The sequence below is a fragment of the Phyllobacterium sp. LjRoot231 genome (assembly GCF_964253365.1).
Lineage (GTDB): Bacteria > Pseudomonadota > Alphaproteobacteria > Rhizobiales > Rhizobiaceae > Phyllobacterium.
In genome coordinates this window covers 2342600-2363784 of record NZ_CAXUQT020000001.1, presented here as the reverse complement: position 1 = coordinate 2363784, position 21185 = coordinate 2342600, and the positions used below count along the sequence as shown (strand labels likewise).

General features: G+C 55.4%; 19 protein-coding genes. 9 read left to right on the top strand and 10 right to left on the bottom strand.

The genetic code is table 11. The features are described from left to right. The first annotated feature begins 51 nt into the window (after positions 1-51). From ACSQ3H_RS11590 to ACSQ3H_RS11565, 6 genes are all read left to right on the top strand, one after another. Positions 52-354: a virulence factor gene (locus ACSQ3H_RS11590; protein ID WP_436117204.1), complete on the top strand. Its 303-nt coding sequence runs from the start codon at positions 52-54 to the stop codon at positions 352-354. A gap of 28 nt (positions 355-382) precedes the next feature. Beyond that, positions 383-1249, top strand: coding sequence for a methylenetetrahydrofolate reductase (locus ACSQ3H_RS11585; protein ID WP_436117203.1), 867 nt, complete (start codon positions 383-385; stop codon positions 1247-1249). Between the two features lie 11 nt (positions 1250-1260). Beyond that, a complete protein-coding gene (locus ACSQ3H_RS11580; protein WP_436117202.1) occupies positions 1261-2223 on the top strand; it encodes a methyltetrahydrofolate cobalamin methyltransferase in 963 nt (320 codons plus the stop codon). 142 nt (positions 2224-2365) lie between these two features. After that, complete coding sequence (locus ACSQ3H_RS11575) at positions 2366-4393, top strand: ASKHA domain-containing protein (RefSeq protein ID WP_436119420.1); 2028 nt, start codon at positions 2366-2368, stop codon at positions 4391-4393. 64 nt (positions 4394-4457) lie between these two features. Beyond that, the gene (locus ACSQ3H_RS11570; RefSeq protein WP_436117201.1) at positions 4458-5372 is read left to right on the top strand and encodes an ROK family protein; all 915 of its coding nucleotides are present in this window, start codon (positions 4458-4460) and stop codon (positions 5370-5372) included. Then, complete coding sequence (locus ACSQ3H_RS11565; RefSeq protein WP_436117200.1) at positions 5369-6091, top strand: copper homeostasis protein CutC; 723 nt, start codon at positions 5369-5371, stop codon at positions 6089-6091. The genes ACSQ3H_RS11570 and ACSQ3H_RS11565 overlap by 4 nt, the downstream gene beginning before the upstream one ends. A gap of 140 nt (positions 6092-6231) precedes the next feature. Here ACSQ3H_RS11565 and ACSQ3H_RS11560 read toward each other — a convergent pair whose 3' ends face one another. Next, complete coding sequence (locus ACSQ3H_RS11560; protein WP_436117199.1) at positions 6232-7140, bottom strand: LysR family transcriptional regulator; 909 nt, start codon at positions 7138-7140, stop codon at positions 6232-6234. Positions 7141-7281: 141 nt separating this feature from the next. On the opposite strand from ACSQ3H_RS11560, the gene ACSQ3H_RS11555 reads away from it, so the two are divergent. Both ACSQ3H_RS11555 and ACSQ3H_RS11550 read left to right on the top strand, forming a co-directional pair. Then, positions 7282-7542, top strand: a complete 261-nt coding sequence (locus tag ACSQ3H_RS11555; RefSeq protein ID WP_436117198.1) for a hypothetical protein — start codon at positions 7282-7284, stop codon at positions 7540-7542. Positions 7543-7761: 219 nt separating this feature from the next. Beyond that, on the top strand, positions 7762-8760 hold the full coding sequence (locus ACSQ3H_RS11550) for a GlxA family transcriptional regulator (RefSeq protein ID WP_436117197.1): 999 nt from the start codon (positions 7762-7764) through the stop codon (positions 8758-8760). Position 8761: 1 nt separating this feature from the next. Here the strand turns inward: ACSQ3H_RS11550 and ACSQ3H_RS11545 are convergent, their stop codons facing one another. Both ACSQ3H_RS11545 and ACSQ3H_RS11540 read right to left on the bottom strand, forming a co-directional pair. Beyond that, positions 8762-9667 (bottom strand): DUF1194 domain-containing protein, encoded by a 906-nt coding sequence (locus ACSQ3H_RS11545; RefSeq protein ID WP_436117196.1) that lies wholly within the window; start codon positions 9665-9667, stop codon positions 8762-8764. A gap of 74 nt (positions 9668-9741) precedes the next feature. After that, on the bottom strand, positions 9742-12258 hold the full coding sequence (locus ACSQ3H_RS11540; protein ID WP_436117195.1) for a GcvT family protein: 2517 nt from the start codon (positions 12256-12258) through the stop codon (positions 9742-9744). 244 nt (positions 12259-12502) lie between these two features. On the opposite strand from ACSQ3H_RS11540, the gene ACSQ3H_RS11535 reads away from it, so the two are divergent. Continuing rightward, positions 12503-14230 carry a hypothetical protein gene (locus ACSQ3H_RS11535; RefSeq protein WP_436117194.1) on the top strand — a complete coding sequence of 576 codons (1728 nt, stop codon included), beginning with the start codon at positions 12503-12505 and terminating at the stop codon, positions 14228-14230. A gap of 47 nt (positions 14231-14277) precedes the next feature. Here the strand turns inward: ACSQ3H_RS11535 and ACSQ3H_RS11530 are convergent, their stop codons facing one another. The 7 genes from ACSQ3H_RS11530 to ACSQ3H_RS11500 form a co-directional block, all read right to left on the bottom strand. Beyond that, the gene (locus ACSQ3H_RS11530) at positions 14278-15723 is read right to left on the bottom strand and encodes an aspartate aminotransferase family protein (RefSeq protein WP_436117193.1); all 1446 of its coding nucleotides are present in this window, start codon (positions 15721-15723) and stop codon (positions 14278-14280) included. A gap of 12 nt (positions 15724-15735) precedes the next feature. Then, complete coding sequence (locus ACSQ3H_RS11525) at positions 15736-16746, bottom strand: NAD-dependent epimerase/dehydratase family protein (protein WP_436117192.1); 1011 nt, start codon at positions 16744-16746, stop codon at positions 15736-15738. Between the two features lie 13 nt (positions 16747-16759). Then, a complete protein-coding gene (locus ACSQ3H_RS11520; RefSeq protein WP_436117191.1) occupies positions 16760-17188 on the bottom strand; it encodes an EamA family transporter in 429 nt (142 codons plus the stop codon). Positions 17189-17281: 93 nt separating this feature from the next. Continuing rightward, entirely contained in the window at positions 17282-18607 is a 1326-nt protein-coding gene (locus tag ACSQ3H_RS11515; protein ID WP_436117190.1) for an FAD-binding protein, read from the bottom strand. Then, positions 18604-20043, bottom strand: a complete 1440-nt coding sequence (locus ACSQ3H_RS11510) for a UbiA family prenyltransferase (RefSeq protein ID WP_436117189.1) — start codon at positions 20041-20043, stop codon at positions 18604-18606. Before ACSQ3H_RS11510 ends, ACSQ3H_RS11515 begins: the two co-directional genes overlap by 4 nt. Positions 20044-20266: 223 nt before the next feature. Further along, the gene (locus ACSQ3H_RS11505; protein ID WP_436117188.1) at positions 20267-20530 is read right to left on the bottom strand and encodes a hypothetical protein; all 264 of its coding nucleotides are present in this window, start codon (positions 20528-20530) and stop codon (positions 20267-20269) included. A 118-nt stretch (positions 20531-20648) separates the two neighbouring features. Beyond that, complete coding sequence (locus ACSQ3H_RS11500; protein WP_436117187.1) at positions 20649-21035, bottom strand: DUF1801 domain-containing protein; 387 nt, start codon at positions 21033-21035, stop codon at positions 20649-20651. Between the last annotated feature and the right edge of the window lie 150 nt (positions 21036-21185).

Genomic DNA, 21185 nt, shown 5'->3' with positions numbered 1-21185 from the left:
GCTTAACCCCTGATTTTCCGGCAAAAGGGTCCTCGTCGGAGGATGAATTGCATGGCTGATCTCATTGTCGTTTATTGGCGGGACATTCCCGCTCAAGTGACCGTCAAAAAAGGACGCCAGGCAGCCAAGCGCGAGCTTCCGATTCGTTTTACCGAGGCCATCGACATGTGTGCGATGCGCATTGGCGCGAAAGATTCCGATGCCTATCTGGCGGAATGGCGCCGCGGCACTCCGGTGCCTGTGAGTGACGATCTGGAGACCGAGGCTGACACAGCCCTCGCCCGTATTGACAATGAATATGATCGGGAACGCCTTGTGGCGCTCGTAAAGGCAGGTGGACATGACAATTCATGAATTCAAAGCGAAGCCCCAGCAGGATCAAATGAGCAAAATCGCAGCATCCATTGAAGTCGCGGCACGCCAGGCTATTGAATCGCAGGATTTGCCCGGTCTGTTTCCGGCTGGCACCCGCGTCTATATCACAGACATGGGAACCGACAGCGTCGATACGCTGACGGCGGCCGCGAAGCGCATTCATGATCTTGGTTACAAGCCAGTTCCGCATTTTGCCTCGCGCCGTCTGTCGTCCAAAGGAGCCCTTGAGACCCGCGTTCGCCGCGCCGCGCAGGAAGCTGGCGTGACTGACGTTCTCGTCATTGGCGGTGGTCTCGAGCGTCAGACTGGTGAATTCTCCTCCACGATGGAAGTTCTGGAAACAGGCTTCTTCGACAAATACGGCATCACCGAAATGGGTGTCGCCGGTCATCCCGAAGGCAGCCCGGAATTCTCCGAAGCGGTTGCGATCGAAGCACTGCGCCTGAAGAAGAATTTCGGTGAACGCACCGGCGCCAAACTGCGCGTCGTCACCCAGTTCGGTTTCGATGCTGACCGCTTCATCCGCTATTCGGAATCGCTGCGCCAGCATGGCGTCGACCTGCCTGTGCATCTCGGTGTTGCAGGCCCTGCCAAAATCACCACCCTGATCAAATATGCTGCCATGTGCGGCGTCGGCAATTCGATCAGCTTCCTGAAGAAGAATGCACTGTCGCTGACCGCCCTCGCCACCAGCCATTCGCCGGAAGGTGTCGTTGGACCAATCGAGCAGCATGTTATTTCCAGTCCGACCTCGGTCATCAAGCAAATCCACATCTTCCCGTTTGGTGGATTGAAGAAATCGTCCGAGTGGCTCGTCGATCGCGGCTCATGGAACGTAGATAGCGGCCAATACGCATCTGCAGCCAGCAATTGAGGATATCCTGAATGACCCGCACGATCGTTGCCTCGGCGACCAGAGAAATCATCATCGGATTTGATCAGCCCTTCTGCGTGATTGGCGAAAGGATCAATCCGACCGGTCGCAAGAAGCTCGCCGCCGAAATGATCGTCGGCAATTTCGATACGGTCATCAGGGACGCGCTGGAACAGGTTGCTGCGGGCGCGACCATGCTGGACGTCAATGCGGGTGTTACCGCGGTCGATCCCAATGCGACAGAGCCGGGACTTCTGGTTCAGACGCTTGAAATCGTTCAGAATTTGGTGGACGTACCGCTATCGATCGACAGCTCGGTAAGCGCTGCCATCGAGGCGGCGCTGAAAGTTGCCAAAGGCCGTCCCCTGGTCAATTCCGTGACCGGGGAAGAGGAAAAACTCGAGGCAATTCTGCCGCTGATCAAGAAGTACAATGTTCCAGTCGTTGCCATCTCCAATGATGAAACCGGCATTTCCATGGACCCGGATGTCCGCTTTGCAGTCGCCAAGAAGATCGTGCAACGTGCTGCCGATTTCGGCATCCCTGCCCATGACATCGTCGTCGATCCGCTGGTCATGCCGATCGGGGCGCTTGGCGATGCCGGTCGTCAGGTTTTCGCACTGCTGCGCCGCCTGCGCGAAGAATTGAAAGTTAACACCACCTGCGGCCTGTCGAACATTTCCTTCGGTCTCCCCCACCGTCACGGTATCAATGCCGGCTTCATCCCGATGGTGATTGGCGCTGGCATGACCTCGGCGATCATGAATCCCTGCCGTCCGCAGGAAATGGAAGCCGTTCATGCAGCCAACGTTCTGAACGGTACAGACGCCAATTGCACCTACTGGATCAAGAAATATCGCGACCACCAGCCGGCAGCAGCAGGAGCAGCTCCCGCTGTATCCGTCCCTGCAGATTCCGCTGGCGGCGGGCGCCGTCGTGGCGGACGCGAGGCGCGGCGCGGCGCCGCAGGCTGACGGTTTGCGTTACGCAAACTGACCAGCATAGAAAGGCGGTGGACGGCTAAGCTGCCCCTCGCCTGAAAGTTTTGGAGTATCGCTCGTGAACGCACCCGTCAAAGCACCAGAGGCATCGGCAAAGGAAGCGCTCGTTCTCTTCATGCCGTCGGGCAAGCGTGGGCGTTTTCCTGTTGGAACCGCGGTTCTGGAAGCTGCCCGCACCCTCGGCGTCTATGTCGAAAGTGTCTGCGGCGGGCGCGGCATTTGCGGGCGCTGCCAGGTCGAGGTGCAGGAAGGCCGTTTTGCCAAGCACGGCATAACCTCCTCCAACGATCACATTTCAGAATTTGGCCCGAAAGAACAGCGCTACGCCGAAAAACGCGACCTGAAGGAAGGTCGGCGTCTTTCGTGCTCCGCGACAATCCTTGGGGATCTTGTGGTTGACGTCCCGCAGGACGTTCAGATCAATGCCCAGGTCGTGCGCAAGGACGCCGATACGCGCATTATCGAGCGCAACCCGGCTGTTCGCATGTGCTATGTCGAGGTGGAAGAACCCGATATGCACAAGCCGCTTGGGGATCTCGATCGTCTGAAGATTGCCCTTGAAAATGAATGGGGTGTCCGCGATCTGGAAGTCGATACCTACCTTTTGGCCAATGTGCAGAGAATTTTGCGCAAGGGTGAATGGGGCGTGACCGCCGCTATTCACTACGACGAGGAAACCGCGCGTCCAACGATGATCGGACTTTGGCCGGGCCTCAAGAACGAGGCTTACGGCATTGCCTGCGATATCGGCTCAACGACCATCGCGATGCATCTGTCGTCGCTCCTCTCGGTTCGCACCATTGCTTCCGCTGGTACGTCCAATCCGCAGATACGCTTCGGCGAAGACCTGATGAGTCGCGTTTCCTACGTCATGATGAACCCCGATGGCCGCGAGGGCATGACCTTGGCTGTGCGCGAAGCGATCAACCGCTTGATCGATAAAGTATGCGCTGAGGGCGGTGTTGCCCGCGAGGACATTCTTGACGCGGTCTTCGTCGGCAATCCAATCATGCATCACCTCTTCCTTGGCATAGACCCAACGGAACTTGGCGGCGCACCTTTTGCGCTCGCCGTTTCCGGCGCAGTCCATCTCAAGTCCTCCGAAATCGGCTTGCCGATGAACCCTGGAACGCGGGTTTACATGCTGCCGTGCATTGCCGGACATGTCGGCGCCGATGCTGCTGCTGCAACACTGGCAGAAGGCCCGCACCGCCAGGACGAGATGATGCTGCTCGTCGACGTCGGCACCAACGCTGAAATTGTTCTGGGTAACAGGCAGCGGACAGTCGCAGCATCCTCACCTACCGGCCCCGCTTTTGAGGGTGCAGAGATTTCCGGTGGTCAGCGCGCCGCGCCCGGCGCCATTGAGCGCGTGCGTATCGATCCCGTGACGCTGGAGCCGCGTTTCCGCGTTATCGGCACAGAACAATGGTCAGACGAGCCGGGCTTTAACGAAGCCGTGCAAGCCAGTGGTATTACAGGGATATGCGGCTCCGCCATCATTGAGGTCATTGCTGAGATGTACCTCTCCGGGATCATTTCGGAAGACGGCGTTGTCGATGGCAGTCTCGTCGCAAAATCCCCGCGCGTCAGAGCAACCGGTCGGACTTTTTCGTATCTTCTGCACGAAGGTTCGCCAGCCATAACAATCACCCAGAACGACGTGCGCGCGATCCAGCTTGCAAAGGCCGCGCTTTATGCTGGTATCAAGCTATTGATGGACAAGCTTGGCATCGATCATGTCGACCAGATCAGGTTTGCCGGGGCCTTCGGATCCTTCATCGATCCAAAATATGCGATGGTTCTTGGGCTCATCCCCGATTGCGATCTCGATAAGGTCCAGGCCGTAGGCAATGCGGCTGGCACAGGCGCCCGGATGGCCTTGCTCAATCGCAACTATCGCCGCGAAATCGAGGATACGGTCACGCGCATCGAGAAGATCGAGACGGCATTGGAGCCAAAGTTCCAGGAACACTTCGTCTATGCCATGGCCATGCCAAACAAGATCGACCCCTTTCCAAAGCTGTCAAAGGCCGTGACCCTGCCACCGCGCAAGAATGTCAGCGAGGATGGTGTGGCAGGCGATGCAACCCCACGTCGCCGGTCTCGCGAAGATCGGGCAACGCGCCGCAACCGCGAATAGCTTTGTCCGGCACTCAATTTCCGCTATCACACATCTACGATGATTGATTCCGGAAATATTTCTCATGATAGCCTGCTTTGACATTGGCGGATCTGCCATCAAAGGCGCAATTGCTTACTCGCCTGAAGATATAAGACCGCTGCCAAAAGTTCCGACACCGCTACTAGACTTTGATGCCTTCGCGTCAGCTATCGAAAAGATCGCAGCAGACGGCGGTGCTGACCCCAAAAGCTTGATATCGATTTCCATCGCAGGGGTTGTCGATTCCGATACGGGCAAGATCACTTGCGCCAATATTCCATGCATTCATGGCCGTGCATTGGTCGCTGATCTCAGCGAAAAGCTGCAAAGGCCGGTGCTCGTCGCCAATGATGCCGATTGCTTTGCGTTATCCGAAGCCGTTGTTGGCGCGGGACGCGGCCACCGTATCGTATTCGGTGTCATCCTTGGCACAGGTGTCGGTGGTGGCATTGTCATCAACGGCAAGATTCACGAAGGCGCTGGCGGTTTCGCTGGCGAATGGGGCCATGGACCCGTCTCGGCAACCTTGGCGGGCAATCCGCCTGTCGCTATTCCGCGCTATGCCTGCGGCTGCGGCCAGGTCGGCTGCGTCGATGCAGTCGGCGCGGCCCGCGGCATGGAAAGACTGCACGCCCACCTGCATGGTGTGGATCTGCCGAGTACCGGGATTATCGCGGCGTGGAATGCCGGCGACCCCGCAGCCGAACGCACCATTGAAGTCTACATCGATATCGTCAGTGGCCCACTTGCGATGACGATCAACGTCGTCGGCGCATCCATCGTGCCCGTTGGTGGAGGGCTCGCCAATTCTGTTCGCCTTATCGAGCGACTGGATGAAGCGGTTCGCGCGCGCATTCTGCGGAAAACCGATAAACCATTGGTCATCCCGGCAGAACTGAAGATTGAACCCGGCCTCATTGGCGCAGGTGTCCTCGGGTTGATGGAAATGGCCAAATGAGCATCCTTCTGGAAGTCTGTGTCGACAGCTCCGAGGGGCTGGCGGCGGCCATCGCCGGTGGTGCGGACCGTATTGAACTCTGTTCGGCGCTCGAACTGGGCGGACTGACGCCAACACCGGGACTGATCGGACAGGCTGCTGTCTCCCCTATCCCCATATACGCCATGATCCGTCCTCGCCCGAGCAATTTCGTTTTTGTTGAAGCCGATATTGACGCAATGCTGCGTGAGATCGATGTCGTGCGTTCCGCCCGGCTAGCTGGTGTGGTTTTCGGTGCCAATCTTGCCAACGGTCAGCTCGACCACACGACACTCGAACGCCTCATCAGACAATGCAACGGTCTGGGCGTTACGCTGCATCGCGCATTCGATCTCGTCCCGGATCTTGCTGAAGCTGTCGAGATGGCCGTCGATCTTGGATTCGAGCGCATCCTGACATCGGGTCGCGCACTGACGTCCCCTGAGGGGATGGATGATCTGGAAAAGACATTTAAACTTGCCGCAGGCAGAATCAAGATCATGCCCGGCTCCGGCATCAACATCAGCAATGTCAGTTTGCTGCTGGATCGCATTCCGTTTGACGAAATCCATTCATCATGCGCCGTGACCGCGCCCGTGATCAGCGAAGCGGCAAGGCGGCTCGGATTCGAAACCGCATCACAGAAGCAGACGAGTGTGGACCTTGTCAGAGCATTGAAGGATTACTGCGCAAGCAGATAAGAGGCTTTTTGAGAATTCAACCTGATGAGTCAGCTGGTGCGATTTTCGAGAACCGGAGCGCAGCGGACGTATTGGTCCGTGAGCACCGGAAGCGCAGAAAATCACATTAGATGGCCATCAGGGTGGATTGGCAAAAGTCTCTAGCAGCTAAGCTTGCCAGTCCGCTCATACCCTTCAAAATAAACCCGTAGATGCTGTGCGACAGCTTTGACATGCGCACCCGCATTCTTCGCAATAAGCATGCCGAGCTTGGATTCGCCAAGTGGTGGCAGACCGTGCTCAGCGCCGAGCTGCACCATATTGTCTTCCAGAAGGAATTTCGAAAAAGGCGCAACGGCAAGATCTGCGACGATTGCCGCACGCTGACCCATCGTATGGGCGCTCATATAGGCAACGCGATATTCGCGGCCCGCACTTTCAAGCGCACTGATCGCGTTGGCGCGCCAGATGCACCCCTCTTCCCACATGGAAAGCGGCAAGGGATTACGTTCATGGGCTGTGCCGCATTTGGCACCCGCCCAGATGATGTCCTCGGTCATGAGAACTTCTATGTCATCCATCTTGGCCAGCGTCTCATTAACGTTGACCAGAGTGACATCAAGCCGTTGCTCGTCCAGGCGCTTGCGCAAATTGTTGCTCTGATCAATGACCACATCGACGGTCACGTCCGGATGAGATTCCGCAAAACGCTTCAAGACAAACGGAAGCACCCGTTCGCCGATATCGTCCGGCGCACCAAGCCGCACAACACCGGAAACCGTCGGCGCTATGAACTTCGCAACCGTTTCGCGATTGAGCGCCAGCATGCGCCTTGCAAAGCCAAGGAGAACTTCGCCGCTCGGTGTCAGTTTTACCGAACGCGCGTCCCGTTCGAGCAGCACGTGGCCCAACGTTTCCTCCAGCTTTTTGATTTGCATGGAAACAGCCGAGGGGGTGCGAAACACCGCATTGGCTGCGCTCGAAAAACTGCCAGTCTCGGCAATCATCGCAAAGGTACGCAAGACATCGAGGTCCAGGATCGGAATGGGATGATGCATCGGGGCTGACATGGCGCATTCTCCTTCATCAATTTTTCTGAAACATAGTGTTTCGTAATTTCGTTTGATTGAACATCAACTTCGGGCGATAGTCAAGATCATGAAACGGACGCCAATGAAAATTGTGGCCCCGCCGAAAGAAGGAGAAGGAAAATGAGCACTTGTGATGAACTATACCAGAGCGACACGAGAAGTTTCGCAGAACGCATTGCTACTTCAGTTGTCGATCGCGCGAATCGCCTGGCCGCACGCATTAGAACAGGACGCGAGATTTTCATCCGTGAACGCCGCCTGCGCGCTACGGAACTGGCACTTGATGGATTGCCGGAATACATGCGTTGCGACATTGGCTGGCCGGATCTTTATGAACGGCAGGTTGGCGAATGCAATCAGCTAAAAAAGTCGCGGTCCTAAAATCATGAACCAGTCAACTCAAGGGAGCAGATAACAGTCCATCTGCTCCCTTTTATTATATGTGATACCTGCGCTTTTGCGACACAGGTTCCCTCCCTTCCATTTAGAATAATTCTATGGTTCTATCTGAAAAAAAGCTCTCGAGACCACGCCCGTAAGTTGAAGTTGTTACTTCAGTTGCGACATGGCCTTAAAGCCAGATACGGGAACCTAGAATCAATGGATCACATCGGTCTCAATAAGCGCTCTTTCGTTTTCTTCCTCGTGCCGAACTTTTCGATGATCGCGTTTGCTACAGCCATCGAACCGCTCCGCATCGCCAATCGCATGCTTGGATACGAGGCTTATCGCTGGCGTCTGGCTTCCGTGGATGCCAAGCCCGTCACAGCATCAAATGGCGTAGAATGCGCAGCCAATTCATCGCTGGAAGATGAGCGCCGGTACTTGACGGGTGAAGAACGGCCTTCCATGGTTTTCGTCTGTTCCGGTGTGCATGTCGAAAAATTCCAGAACAAATCGGTTTTTGCCTGGCTCCGCGAGGAGTTCAATCGCGGCGTTGCCGTCGGCGGCTTGTGCACCGGCGCACATATTCTTGCCGCAGCTGGCCTGCTTTCGGGCAAGCGCTGCGCAATCCACTGGGAAAACCTGCCAGGTTTCGCCGAAGCCTTTCCCAAGGCCGATGTGTATGCCGATCTCTTCGAAGTCGACGGCAATATTTACACTTGCGCCGGCGGTACTGCCGCTCTCGATATGATGCTGAAGCTGATCGGTGACGACTTTGGCGACAACATCGTCAATCGCGTTTGCGAGCAAGCGCTGACCGACCGCGTACGCAGTCCGCATGATCGCCAGCGACTGCCACTGCGTGCCCGTCTCGGCGTCCAGAACTCCAAGGTATTGACCATAATCGAATTGATGGAAGCTCGCCTCTCGGAACCCTTGTCATTGATCGAGATTGCCGACCATGTCGGCTTGTCACGCCGCCAGATCGAGCGGCTGTTCCGGCAGGAAATGGGCCGTTCCCCCGCCCGTTACTATCTTGAAATCCGCCTCGATCGTGCGCGTCACCTCCTCATCCAGTCGTCCATGCCGATCGTGGAAGTGGCAGTCGCGTGCGGATTCGTCTCCGCATCGCATTTTTCCAAATGCTACCGGGAACTTTACGGGCGCTCGCCGCAGCAGGAACGCGCTGATCGCAAGCAGTTGATGGCAGCATAATTTATCTGGATTCCCAGTCCTGCATTCGCTTCTGCCAGATACGCTCTCCGGACAGGCAATCGATCTCCGGCTTGTCCTGGGCCAGGATTAGCGGCAATTTCTGTGAAGGCAGCCAATCTGCTTTCTGCATCGTGGGGCTACCACCGGCTAGCTCCAGAACCAGTTTACGGCGCACTGCCTCGGGGAACTGGTCCCAGGAATTGACCGGGACCATAAAAGCGCCCGGCCCGCCAATGACGCAGCTACTGTAGTAAAGATCGAGGTCCTTCACCGCCCAGTCTGAGTAGAAATCTCCACGGGTCATCAGCGGCAAACCGTTGATCGTTATACCCTTGGCAACCGCCTGATCACGCGCCTCGGCCACCGGGCGGCCGTTGTTATTCGCGCCATCGCCCGAAATATCGATAACCCTTCGCAGCGCTTTGAAGCCGTTATTGTCAAAAAGGGTGCTGCTGAAATCGATAGCGCCGGAGATAGAGGTTCGGCTTTGCGTTGACGGAATCGGTTGATCGAGGGCAGTTGCCAGTTTTTCGGCGGAGTCGACGCCATCAACAAGCGTCCACGGAACAATGATACGTTGCACGTTCGATCCGGCCCACTCCACATAGGTAATTGCGACGCGGCCGTGAATACCGTCACGAATAGCGTCGACCACTTCCTTGCGGCGGAGCGCAGCAACATAGCCGTCGCGCTGGATTTTCTGTTCAAAGGTTTCCATAGAGCGGGAAGCATCGACCGCAAGAACCAGTTCTACATCGACGTCGATATCAGCTGATTGTGCGCGCGTCGAAAAACTGGCCAACAAAGCCGCCAGTGACAGAAAACTACAAAGAGTCTTCGTGCGCGATGACATGCGAGGAGTGTAACTCAAATCGCTAGAACGCAAAGCGACTTCAAGCTCGATCACATTCTGTTGAACAAAGCCGCCAAAGCAAAAATGACGCCCCCTTGGGGCGCCATTTTCGAGATAAACGCTGACGTTTAAGCCTTCAAGCGCTCATTTTCAGTATCGAACGGTGATTCTGGAATCACAGTCGCGTTGTGGGTCTTCCCCAGTATCTTGATCTCAACCTGAGTACCCAGCGCGGAATAGTCCGGCTTCACCATGGCAAGCGCAATGCTCTTGCCGAGGCGCCAGCCATAGCCGCCATGGGTTGCGCGTCCGATAAGTTCACCTTTCACATAGATCGGTTCACTGCCGCGCGCATCGACGTCCGAGACACCCGGAACGTGCACTTCAAGCGTGACGAAGTTCCATTTCAAGCCGTTTTCGCGCGCCTTGACCACAGCATCGCGGCCAATGAAGTCACCCTTGTTGGGATGAACGAAACGATCAAGACCGCTTTCAAAGGCGTTGTATTCGATCGACAATTCACGCGGAATCAAGCGGTAGGATTTTTCCACCGCCATGGCGGTCATGGCGCGGATACCGAATGGCTTGATACCGAATTCCGCACCGGCCTCAAGCAGCAGATCATAGATGGTGTTCTGCTGTTCGATAGGGTGATGCAGTTCCCAGCCGAGTTCGCCAACAAAATTGACGCGCAGTGCATGCGCCGTTGCGGTGCCGACGCTGATCTCCTTGCCGGAAAGCCACGGAAATGCCTCGTTGGACAGATCGGCACGCGTGAGCTTTTCCAGAACCTGACGGCTCTTGGGTCCAGCCAGCACGAGAACACCGTACATCTGCGTAATCGGACGCAAGGTGACCGAACCATCGCTCGGCAGGAGCTTATGCAGATAATCGTGGTCGTGGTTTTCGTAAGCACCCGCCGAAACGAGATAAAACTTGCCCGGCGACCATTCATAGACCGTGAATTCCGAGCGAACGCCGCCCAATGGTGTCAGGAGATGGCACAGCGCGATGCGGCCCTGCTTCTTCGGAATGCGATTGGCGAGGATCGAATCGAGCCACGCGCGCGCGCCAGGACCGGAAACTTCCATCTTGGCGAAAGCCGACATGTCGAGGAGCCCGACATTGTTCGTCACATTCTTGATCTCGTGACCGACATGCTCGAAATAGTTCGAACGACGGAACGACCAGAGTTCCTTGACCTTGCCATCGGCATCAGGCTTCGGATGGTTATGGTTCATCAGCACATCCGGCTTGTCGAGTTTGGCAACATCAAGCCCGTAACCTTGCGGTGCGAACCAGTTGGCACGCTCCCAACCATAGACAGTGCCGAATACAGCGCCCAGTTCCTTTTGGCGGTCATAGGAAGGCGAACGCTTCAATGGCCGGGCAGCGCCACGCTCCTCGTCCGGGTAGTGAACCGAGAAGACCTCGGCATAGGCTTCCTCATTCTTTTCCTTGAGGTAACCTTCGGTCGCATAAGGGCCAAAGCGGCGCGGATCGACGCCCATCATGTCAATAGAGGGTTCGCCCTCGACGATCCATTCGGCCAGCTGCCAACCGGCACCGCCGGCCGCAGTGACACCAAAGGAGTGTCCTTCATTCAACCAGAAGTTCTTCAGACGCGGAGCCGGTCCAATGATCGGGGATCCATCGGGCGTATAGGCGATAGCGCCATTGTAGACCTTCTTGATACCGACTTCGCCAAACGCCGGAACACGTGCGATAGCCGTTTCGATATGGGGCTCAAGGCGATCCAGATCTTCCTGGAACAGTTCATATTCGCTGGCGTCCGAGGGACCATCGACATAGCAGACCGGCGCGCCTCGCTCATAAGGTCCGAGCAGCAAGCCGCCATTTTCTTCGCGCATGTACCAAGAACTATCGCTCTCGCGCAGAACGCCCATTTCCGGCAGGCCCTTGGCCTTGCGCTCAAGAATAGCGGGATGCGGCTCGGTAACAATATACTGATGTTCCACGGGGATAACCGGCACATCGAGGCCGACCATCTTGCCGGTCTTGCGGGCAAAGTTGCCCGTTGCCGACACCACATGTTCGGCGGTGATGTCGCCCTTGTCAGTCCTTACCAGCCATTGGCCAGACGGCAATTGATCGATGCCGAGAACGGTCGTGTAGCGATAGATCGTTGCGCCGCGATCGCGCGCACCCTTGGCGAGTGCCTGCGTCAAATCCGCGGGCTGGATATAGCCATCCTCGGGATGCTGGATCGCGCCGAGAATGCCGTCCATTTCTGCGAGCGGCCAGATTTCCTTGACCTGTTCCGGTGTCAGCAGCTTGACCGGAACGCCGATGGTCTCGGCCACACCGGCATAATACATATATTCGTCCCAGCGATCTTTGGTGCGGGCCAGACGAATATTGCTGCAATTCGTGAAGCCGACATTCATGCCGGTCTCTTCCTGCAGTTCCTGATAGAACTTGACCGAATATTTGTGGATCTGGCCAACCGAATAGCTCATGTTGAACAACGGCAGCAGGCCGGCGGCGTGCCAGGTCGAACCAGATGTCAGTTCCTTGCGCTCGATAAGAACCACATCACTCCAGCCTTTCTTGGCCAGATGATAGAGCGTCGAAACACCCACCACACCACCGCCGATAACGACAACACGCGCCTCAGTCTTCATTTCACTCTGTCCTTTGGTATCGATCGACGGCCGGAACGGCTTCCAACAATTTTTTGCACTATGGCGTTTCGTATGTCCATCGCTAAGGCCTGTTTGCGACATGGCCAAAACACGCCGCGACGCGCATTAAACTGGCGGTATTTTATGGAAGCGCTCGGCAATTTCGATCCCCATTTAACGCAATGTGGAGGATTGGACCTTTAAAGATAGTCTTCTCGCGCCGCAGAACCTGAATCGAAGTCGAATGTCGAATATTTCCAGAAGCTCCACGAGAATTTCGGCCCGAATATTCTCACCATTGGTGTTGCTCGTCCTCGTTCTCGTATTTGTTACTGTTCTTCTATCTCTGCCTTTGGTCGTCCCAATCGGCCCGATGTACTGGGACACTTATATCTATCTCGATGCAGCCCAGCGCATAAAACTTGGCCAGATACCGGCTGTGGATTTCCTCGCCCCCGTCGGCGCCTTGGACTACTACCAGTTTTACTGGTTGCAGAAACTCTTTCCCGGCGGCCAGCCTACGTTAATTGCACAATGGTCGGTGTTGATTTCTGCAGCGCCCTTGATGGCTGTTGTTGTTGCCGCGATCGACGGTCACAGCCGGAAGATTGCATTTGCTGTCCTCATTCCGTTTCTGATCTTCGCCCTCTGCCCAACCAACACGCAGAGCTTTCATTCCTATCCGGGCGTCAATGGGTTCGGCATCTACAACCGTCATACCTCGCTCCTGCTTTACGTCTTGGTGAGCGCGCTGGTGTTTGTGCCGAACGGCAGGAAGCTTGCTGTTATTGCTGCACTGTCAATGTTGGCGCTGTTCCTGACCAAGATCACCGGATTTCTGGCGGGTGGACTGATTGGTCTCTTCGCGATTCTCGCAGGGCGTCTGATGTGGCGGCATGTATTGCTGGCCATGTGCATCTTTGCCGCGGCACTCTTACTCCTCGAGTTCAACCATGGAATGGTATCTGCTTATATCGAAAGCATCGTAGCACTGGTCCAGTTGAACGAAGGCTTGCTTCTGCCTCGCTTCCTGACCGTTTTCTCGATCAAACTCGACGTTATCCTTGCGGCGGCAGTTCTGATCCTGTTCCTGCTCTGGCTCGACCGGGCTACCCTTGTGGACCGTCTGCACGATCTGCGTCAGAAGCCGACAACCGCGAGCGTCGCAGCACTGCTGGATCGGGATTGGTTATGGATCTGCGTCACGCTGGTGGCCGGCATATTCCTTGAGACTCAGAATACCGGCAGTCAGGAGTTCATCTTTCTTTGGCCGGTGCTGCTTGCAATGTTGCGCAAGACACCGGCATTGACCGAAAGACACCGGCTGATTGTCTATTGCCTCGTCGCATTCACCGCGATTCCAACGATTACCAAGGTTATGCAGGGAACCTTGCGCTTTGTCGCGGTCGCGCCGACCTATGTGGCGGCTCCAGTCACGGATGTGAGAACGATGGGCCTCGTTTCCACCCGCCGAGATATCATGGAACGGGTAAATCTGTTGGAATCCCATTACGCGCTGAATGCCGGAGCTTATCGCCAGCTTGCCGAGAAGGAACAACTGCCGAGTTGGCAGCTCTATTCCGAGCTCGACTACCAGATGTATTGGGTCATCTCCGCCGATCGTGTCGTCAAAGCCCTCAAACAGTTCGAGAGCCAGAACGGCATTCATCTGAACCGTTTGATGACGCTGGATTTCGTCAATCCGTTTCCGTGGATTCTCGATCGTGACGCAACGCGAGATATCCAGATCGGCGCTGACCCGTTCCGTACGGTCGGCGGTTTGACGCAAGCAGAAGAAACGTCGCTCCGTGCAACCGACGGCGTTTTGCGCCCATCATGTCCTACGACCAGCGCCCGGCTTTCGCTGCAGAAGGTCTACGAAAAAGCTCTGGCGGACCGGATAATCGTAAAACTCAATGATTGTTGGGATTTGTTGCTCAGGCCGGATATTAAACTCTTCGAAAAACCCTGACAGCGGAAAGCCAGGCCAATCCCCGGCTTTCTCATAGAGCTCTGATCTTACTTTACCTGCGCTTTGACGAAATCCTTGACGATGCGCACGATACCCCGTGAAAGCACTTCATCGAGCGCCTTGATGAATTCGTCCACATGCTCCCGGCCGCAAATCAGCGGCGGTTCAAGGCGGATAACATTGCGATTGTACTCAGTGAAAGCGACTAGCACGCCATGGTCGCGCAGGAGGTGGCTGCCGATAAAACCCGGGAGCGACCCTTTTAGCTTGTCATCGAGCACCGCAAGAACCGGACGCAACACCACGGGAACAGTCTTGGAGAAATCATGGAACTCGAGGCCAATCATCAGGCCCTTGCCGCGCACATCCTTGATCATCGTCGGATATTTGGCTTTGAGCTCTTCGAGCTTTTGCAACAGATAGTCGCCCGTTGCCGCAGCATTATCGATCAAATGCTCGTCATAGAGAATATTGATCGCCTCGATTGACGTAACGCAGGCTTCGCCAATACCGCCAAAGGTGGCCATGGCATGGATCATTGCCGTCTTGGGCGTGCCGTAGGCCTTCATATAAACCTCGCGCCGGGCGATCATCGCGCCGACGGCCGCCTTGCCGCCGCCAAGTGATTTCGCAAGGGCAGTCACATCCGGGACAACGCCTGCATGTTCGAACGCATAGAATTTGCCCGAGCGGCCAAAACCACACTGAACCTCATCAGCGACCCACAGGACGCCATACTGATCGCATAACGCACGCAGCTTTTGCCAATATTCATTCGGCGCCTGAATGATGCCGCCACCGCCCTGGATGGTTTCCAGAACGATCACCCCGATTTCCGGATCGGAACGGAAGGCGTTTTCAATGGCATCGATATCGCCGAAAGGAACGCGGATTGTATTATCGACAAGCTTGAAGTCACCGCGATAAAGCTGCCCGTCCGTGATCGACAGCACACCCTTGGTCTTGCCGTGAAAGGAATTCTCGGCGTAAACGATCTTCGGCTTCTTCGGCCCGGCAGCGCGCTCGGCGACCTTGATCGCTGCCTCCATCGCCTCGGAGCCGGACGAGCCGAGGAACACCATATCGAGATCGCCGGGTGAGCAAGCTGCAAGATTATGCGCCAGGGCACTCGCATATTGCGACATGAAAGCGATGGCTATTTCCTGACGCTTCTCGTCCTGGAATTTCTTGCGCGCCTCGACAATCCGCGGGTGATTATGACCGAAAGCGAGCGAGCCGAAGCCGCCGAAGAAATCGAGAATGGCGCGGCCGTTCTGATCGTAATAGTGCATGCCTTCCGCGCGCTCGATCTTCACCTTGTGAAAACCGAGCAGCTTCATGAAATGCAGCTGACCGGGATTGAGATGTTTGGTGAAAAGCTCGGTCATGCGCGGCAGCGTCATCACCTTGGCCTCTTCGACCGAGATCAAATCTGGCTTGCGTACAAGTCCCTGCACCGCCTCGTGCTGTACCGCCGTAGTAACCTTGTTCATCGCCATTCCCCGTTATTCCGCCGCTATGGACGATGGTTGCCGCACGGTCTCACCGTCTTTAATATTGCGATATTCCTTGTAAGCCGCGATCAACATATCCTCATCGCGGTGTTGCGGCACCCAGCCCAGCTGACGTTCCGCTTTCGACACATCGAGTACGCACATTTCGTCAGCGATCAAATATTGCTCCGGATCCATGATCGGCCTGTTCATCCAGTCGAAGAAGTCGAGCGTTCTTTTCACCGCCCAAGCGGGTGTCGGCAGCAGGATCGATCTCGATCCGGCAAATTTTACCAGATCGCCCAGTAGTTTTCGCACCGGTGGCGGATTGAGTGAGCCAAGATTATACGCCTCGTTTGGCACGCCCGCCTTCCATGCCGCACGCGCCGCTTCGGCACAATCGAAGACCGAAATGAACTGATAGGGATTCTTGCCCGAGCCAATCATCGGTATCGGCAGGTTGTAATCGATCAGTTTGAACAGTTTTTCCAGGATACCAAGACGGCCTGGCCCAATGATCAGGCGTGGGCGAAACAGGGAAATATTCATCCCGCGCATGCGCCATTCTGCAGCCAATTCCTCGGTTTTGAGTTTTGACATTCCGTACTCGCCGAGCGGTGCGGCAGGATGGTCTTCGGTCTGCGGCCAGACGTAGGTATGGCCATAAATCATATCGGTCGTGTAGTGAACGAGCTTCTTGGCACTCGCCTTGTCCATCGCCTTGATGATGTTCTCGGTACCGAAGTAATTGACAGGAAAGAAGAAATCATGCCGCTTCGCCCGCACCTGCAATGGCGAAAGCATCTTGGCTGACAGGTTGTAGACCATGTCGTCAGCCTTGATTCCAACCGCTGCTATGGACTTGGGATCGGTCACATCGCATTTGACAAATGCCGCATCGCCATAGTGAGACAGATCACTTTTCAAGATGTCCGCAACAATGACTTCCTCGCCGCCGGCAACCAGCTTCGGCGCGAGATGCCGTCCGACGAAACCGTCACCACCAAAAATAATGTGTCTCATTTATTCAACTCACTCACGAAGATGTTGTGGAGGCGGGGGGCGTTTGCTCGCCAGGTTCTGTCGTTTCGTGGCGTCCGCTCTGGGCAATCAGAACGGTCCCGATCATGATGAAGGCGATGCCCGCTATCTTGAATGTTCCGAGTTCCTCCTTGAACACCGCCCAGGCGAACAGTGCGACGACCACATAGGCGAGGCTGAGGAACGGATAGGCGAAGGATAGATCGACCTTGGAAAGCACATAGAGATGGGACGCCATGGAGATGACGAACATGGTCAATCCAGCAAAAACCCAAGGATTGAAGACGATCTGGAATATTCGCTGGATAATCGTATCGGCACTGAAACTGACCGGTCCGAGCGTTATCATGCCGTATTTCAGCATGACCTGCGCCGCCGCGTTGGTCATGACCGTAAACAGGATGAACGGAATGTATTTTGTCATGTCAGAGCGGCCCCTTTAGCCCATCGACTGCGTAGCAAAGCTGCGTTGAAAAGACCCCAAGCACATTGCTAAAATTTGAAACATCGGACGGATTCACTTCACTCTTCCCATGCCAGTGCAACGCGCCCAGAAATTGGAATTGAATGCCGGGTCCCGCTCCTGTTCCAGTTCTTTCCATCTCGGAAATCCGGATTTGAAAACTGAGGCGCTCATCCGTTGATCCTTGTAAGGATTGACCCTCCCGCCAGCATCGGTTGTCATCTGGTCGAGACGTTCCAGCACTGCAAGAGTACGAGCACCGTGATTGGGAAAGTCCACCGTCAGCGTATAGCCCGCTTGCGGAAACGACATCATGCCAGGCGAAGCCGCATTGCCGAAGCGTTTGAGCACTGTCAGAAACGAGTTTTGCCGAGCCTCCCGCGTTGCAGCCAGCATTTGCGGTATGACCACACGCGCGCACTCTTCTGGGATAGCGCTTTGATGTTGATAGAGCCCGGCCTTTCCGTAAAGACGGTTCCAGTTCGATACCTGATCGAGCGGATAGAAAAAGCTCTGGTAGCCGCAAAGGTGCGGCTCCTGCTTCCGGCCTTTCAAATGATAGTAGGCAGCGTTGAACAGTTTGAGGCTCGGATAATTCAGCGCCGATATGGGAAGATCGAAAGGTACGCCAACTTTGGATTCCTTCGTTCTGGCTTCGAAATTTCCATTGCCCGCATGATTTCCCGTAATGAGAACACCGCGCCCTGCTCTGTTCCCTGAGCTTAACTGATCGACCCAGGCGACGGCGTATTCATTGTCATTGTCAGCCTGCGGCGCCAGATCGAAATATTCGTCGAGACTGGCGAACGCTCTTATCCGCTCAATCACATCCAGCGAATTGACCTTCATCAATCGGATGGTCGCGGAAAGGATAATGCCAGTTAGCCCAAGTCCGCCGATTGTCGCTGCAAACAACCTTGAATTCATCCCGGGTGAACAGGTGACCACGATGCCGTCAGACCTCAGAAGATCGAAACGCTCGACATGGCAACCGAATGTGCCACGGCGATGGTGGTTCTTGCCGTGCACATCGTTGGCGATGGCGCCACCCAGAGTGACAAAACGTGTTCCGGGTGTAACCGGCAGGAAATATCCGTGCGGCGCGGCAATCGCGATTATATCCGACAGCATCAGGCCGGCTTCCGCAGTGAGCAGGCCCGTTTGCGGGTCGAATGAGATAAGCTTGTCGCTTCCTCGCATATCCACCAGCGTACCGCGATCATTGTGGCAGCTGTCGCCATAGGATTTGCCGTTGCCGAACGGCAAAAAGCCGCCCGGTTGCGGGTGTCCATCGTCGAAAAGCTGTCGCACGGCATCAAGCGATATCGCCGCACGCAAATGTCTGTCGATACGTCCGAAACTGTCATAGCCAGCAGTCATACGCGCATGCCACCATAGAGCAGCAGCACCGCACCGATGGCGATCACGATCTGACTGCGCCAATCCGAGATGATGAAAACGACAGGGTCGTCGTGCATCTCACCGCGATGCGCCAGGATCCAGATGCGGATGTTGAGATAGAGCACAATCGGACACAGCGGCCAAATCAGCCATGGATACGAATAAAGACTGACCACGGCCTCGCTGTTCACGTAAAGCGCGAGGACCAGCGCAGCGGCAAAGGCCGATGAAACGCCGCATTGGGCGACGACTTCACGATCGGCCTGCCGGTATCCCCTGCCCGCAATGCGGTTCTTTTCGACAAGCGCAGTGTTCTGCAGTTCGACGTATCGTTTGACGAGAGCGAGGGAAAGAAAGAAGAACGACGAGAACGCCAATAGCCAAAATGAGCCTTCAATCTGGTTGGCCGCCGATCCCGCAAGAATGCGAAGCGTATAGAGACCAGCCAGCGTCAAAACGTCGATCAGCAGCATGCGTTTCAGCGACAACGAATAGGCCGTGGTTGAAATGAGATAGACCACCAGCACGGCGCCAAACACCCAGGACAATTGCGCGGCCAGCAAACCGGAAAGAGCGAGTAAAAAAACGGCGACCTTCAAGCCGAAGGAGATGGAGAATATACCGCTGGCAAAGGCGCGGGTCCTCTTCCTTGCATGCTGGCGATCCAGAGGAAGATCAAACAGATCATTGACAATATAAATTGCCGAGGCGGCAAATGAGAAAGCGAAGAAGGCAATGATTGCCTGGATAAGAATATGCCAGTCCGTAATTTCGTGATCGAGTATGGCCGGAACAAAAATCAGCGTATTCTTCATCCACTGATGCACACGCAGCATCCTGACAAAGGTTTTCCAGTTGGTCTTCGGCGCTTCGAACAATCTTGCCGAATGAACGCGCTGCCATTTTGCTGCCGCCCGGTCCGGCGCCACAACTACGGCTTCGCTTGCCGCATCGAACACCGGAACATCTGCCTTGCTGTTTCCCGCATAGGCAAATTTGACGTCACCAAATGTATCGAGCAGAAATTTTGTCTTGTGTGCGGACGTCAGATTGCGGCTTTCGTCGGTCGCGTAGACCGCATCGAAAAAACCCAGATATGCGGCAATGCTTTCGGCAAAATTGCGTGCGGCGCCGGTCGCAAGCACCAAACGGCGGCCCTTGGCGTGCTCCTCGCGCAGGTAAGCGACGAATTCCCCCCGGTAAGGTAGTATCGCCGGATCGATCGCGACACGAAGCGATATCTGATGCTTGAGATAGCCTTTACCCTTCAGCGCCCAGAAAGGCAGAAGAAAGAGATACAGCATGTTCTGTTTGAGCAGTTGAAACGTACTTTCCCACAGAAGATCAGTGGCTATAAGCGTGCCGTCAAGATCAACTACGAGATCAATAGCCTTGTTATCAGAACGAGCATCCACCACAACACATCCCTGAAGTCATGCACCTATTCAAGCCGGCAAGAATATTGCCTACCAGTCAGGGACTTATCGGGAAAGTAAAAATGAAGAGTGAAGCTGGCTGTACCGCGTGAACGATAGTTTGAAAAATAGTATCGACAGTGAATGAAGCATTAAAAATCCGGCTGAAAATTGATTCCAGCCGGTTCGTAAACTTCGTATGTAATGTAGCAAATCGCTAAGCTTACTTAATCGAAACCTTACCACCCTTGATTTCAACGGTCTCGCCGCCTGTCAGGGCTTCGCGGTCACCATTGGGGAAGGTCACAAAACAACCGCTGTTGCAGAACTCGATCTTCTCGCCGGCGCCAACCTGCAATTCGGTTTTGCTTGAGCCTTCAGTAACAACGATGGTCTGGGCGCTGGCGTCATCGTTCTTGACGCTGGCGGCAAATGCCGATCCAGCTGAAATGGCAGACAGAAGAACGGCAACAACAAACTTGTTCATATCTTTACGGTGCTTCCACCGCCTCTGTTACGGAGCCTCAATGGGCTCTTCAATAACAGTTATAACGGCATCAAGTTGAACGGCAACTGAACGGCCAGTTGTTTTTACAGCATTAGGGTCAGGACCTGTTCAGGGCCGCAGCGGCGCGTATGAGCGTCTTGAAGGCATCCTCATCTATTTCATCACCCTCATGCAAATCGATAGCGCGCCTGACGTTGCCCTCAAGGCTGGAGTTGAATAGTCCTGAAGGGTCCTCGAGCGAAGCGCCCTTGGCGAAAGTCAATTTCACGACACTCTTGTATGTCTCGCCGGTGCAGATCAGTCCATCGTGAGACCAAACCGGAACGCCTCTCCACTTCCACTCCTCCACCACCTCAAGGTCAGCCTGTTTGATGAGAGCGCGTACATTGGAGAGCGTCTTGCCCCTCCAGTCGTCCAGTTCCTTGATCCTCGCGTCGATCAGCCGAGAAGGGGATTCGCCCGTGGTCGTTGCGCTCTTTTTCATATTGTGTGCACCTCATTCGGCTGTTTTTCTATCTTGCGATAGGTACCAATCATCAATCATCCGCACCAGCCTGCATGAGGCCGGCATCCGTTCCTGCATTCCAAATCCACTCGCAAGGCCAAAATCCGCTGGAGACAATGCTAGCGTGTG

Bases quoted from the DNA above. Each gene is read 5' to 3' on its own strand.
- ACSQ3H_RS11580 (WP_436117202.1), top strand. From the start codon at position 1,261: ATGACCCGCACGATCGTTGCCTCGGCGACCAGAGAAATCATCATCGGA.
- ACSQ3H_RS11520 (WP_436117191.1), bottom strand. From the start codon at position 17,188: ATGACAAAATACATTCCGTTCATCCTGTTTACGGTCATGACCAACGCG.
- ACSQ3H_RS11525 (WP_436117192.1), bottom strand. From the start codon at position 16,746: ATGAGACACATTATTTTTGGTGGTGACGGTTTCGTCGGACGGCATCTC.
- ACSQ3H_RS11560 (WP_436117199.1), bottom strand. From the start codon at position 7,140: ATGTCAGCCCCGATGCATCATCCCATTCCGATCCTGGACCTCGATGTC.
- ACSQ3H_RS11530 (WP_436117193.1), bottom strand. From the start codon at position 15,723: ATGAACAAGGTTACTACGGCGGTACAGCACGAGGCGGTGCAGGGACTT.
- ACSQ3H_RS11535 (WP_436117194.1), top strand. From the start codon at position 12,503: ATGTCGAATATTTCCAGAAGCTCCACGAGAATTTCGGCCCGAATATTC.
- ACSQ3H_RS11500 (WP_436117187.1), bottom strand. From the start codon at position 21,035: ATGAAAAAGAGCGCAACGACCACGGGCGAATCCCCTTCTCGGCTGATC.
- ACSQ3H_RS11585 (WP_436117203.1), top strand. From the start codon at position 383: ATGAGCAAAATCGCAGCATCCATTGAAGTCGCGGCACGCCAGGCTATT.
- ACSQ3H_RS11540 (WP_436117195.1), bottom strand. From the start codon at position 12,258: ATGAAGACTGAGGCGCGTGTTGTCGTTATCGGCGGTGGTGTGGTGGGT.
- ACSQ3H_RS11570 (WP_436117201.1), top strand. From the start codon at position 4,458: ATGATAGCCTGCTTTGACATTGGCGGATCTGCCATCAAAGGCGCAATT.
- ACSQ3H_RS11505 (WP_436117188.1), bottom strand. From the start codon at position 20,530: ATGAACAAGTTTGTTGTTGCCGTTCTTCTGTCTGCCATTTCAGCTGGA.
- ACSQ3H_RS11565 (WP_436117200.1), top strand. From the start codon at position 5,369: ATGAGCATCCTTCTGGAAGTCTGTGTCGACAGCTCCGAGGGGCTGGCG.
- ACSQ3H_RS11575 (WP_436119420.1), top strand. From the start codon at position 2,366: ATGCCGTCGGGCAAGCGTGGGCGTTTTCCTGTTGGAACCGCGGTTCTG.
- ACSQ3H_RS11555 (WP_436117198.1), top strand. From the start codon at position 7,282: ATGAGCACTTGTGATGAACTATACCAGAGCGACACGAGAAGTTTCGCA.
- ACSQ3H_RS11550 (WP_436117197.1), top strand. From the start codon at position 7,762: ATGGATCACATCGGTCTCAATAAGCGCTCTTTCGTTTTCTTCCTCGTG.
- ACSQ3H_RS11515 (WP_436117190.1), bottom strand. From the start codon at position 18,607: ATGACTGCTGGCTATGACAGTTTCGGACGTATCGACAGACATTTGCGT.
- ACSQ3H_RS11590 (WP_436117204.1), top strand. From the start codon at position 52: ATGGCTGATCTCATTGTCGTTTATTGGCGGGACATTCCCGCTCAAGTG.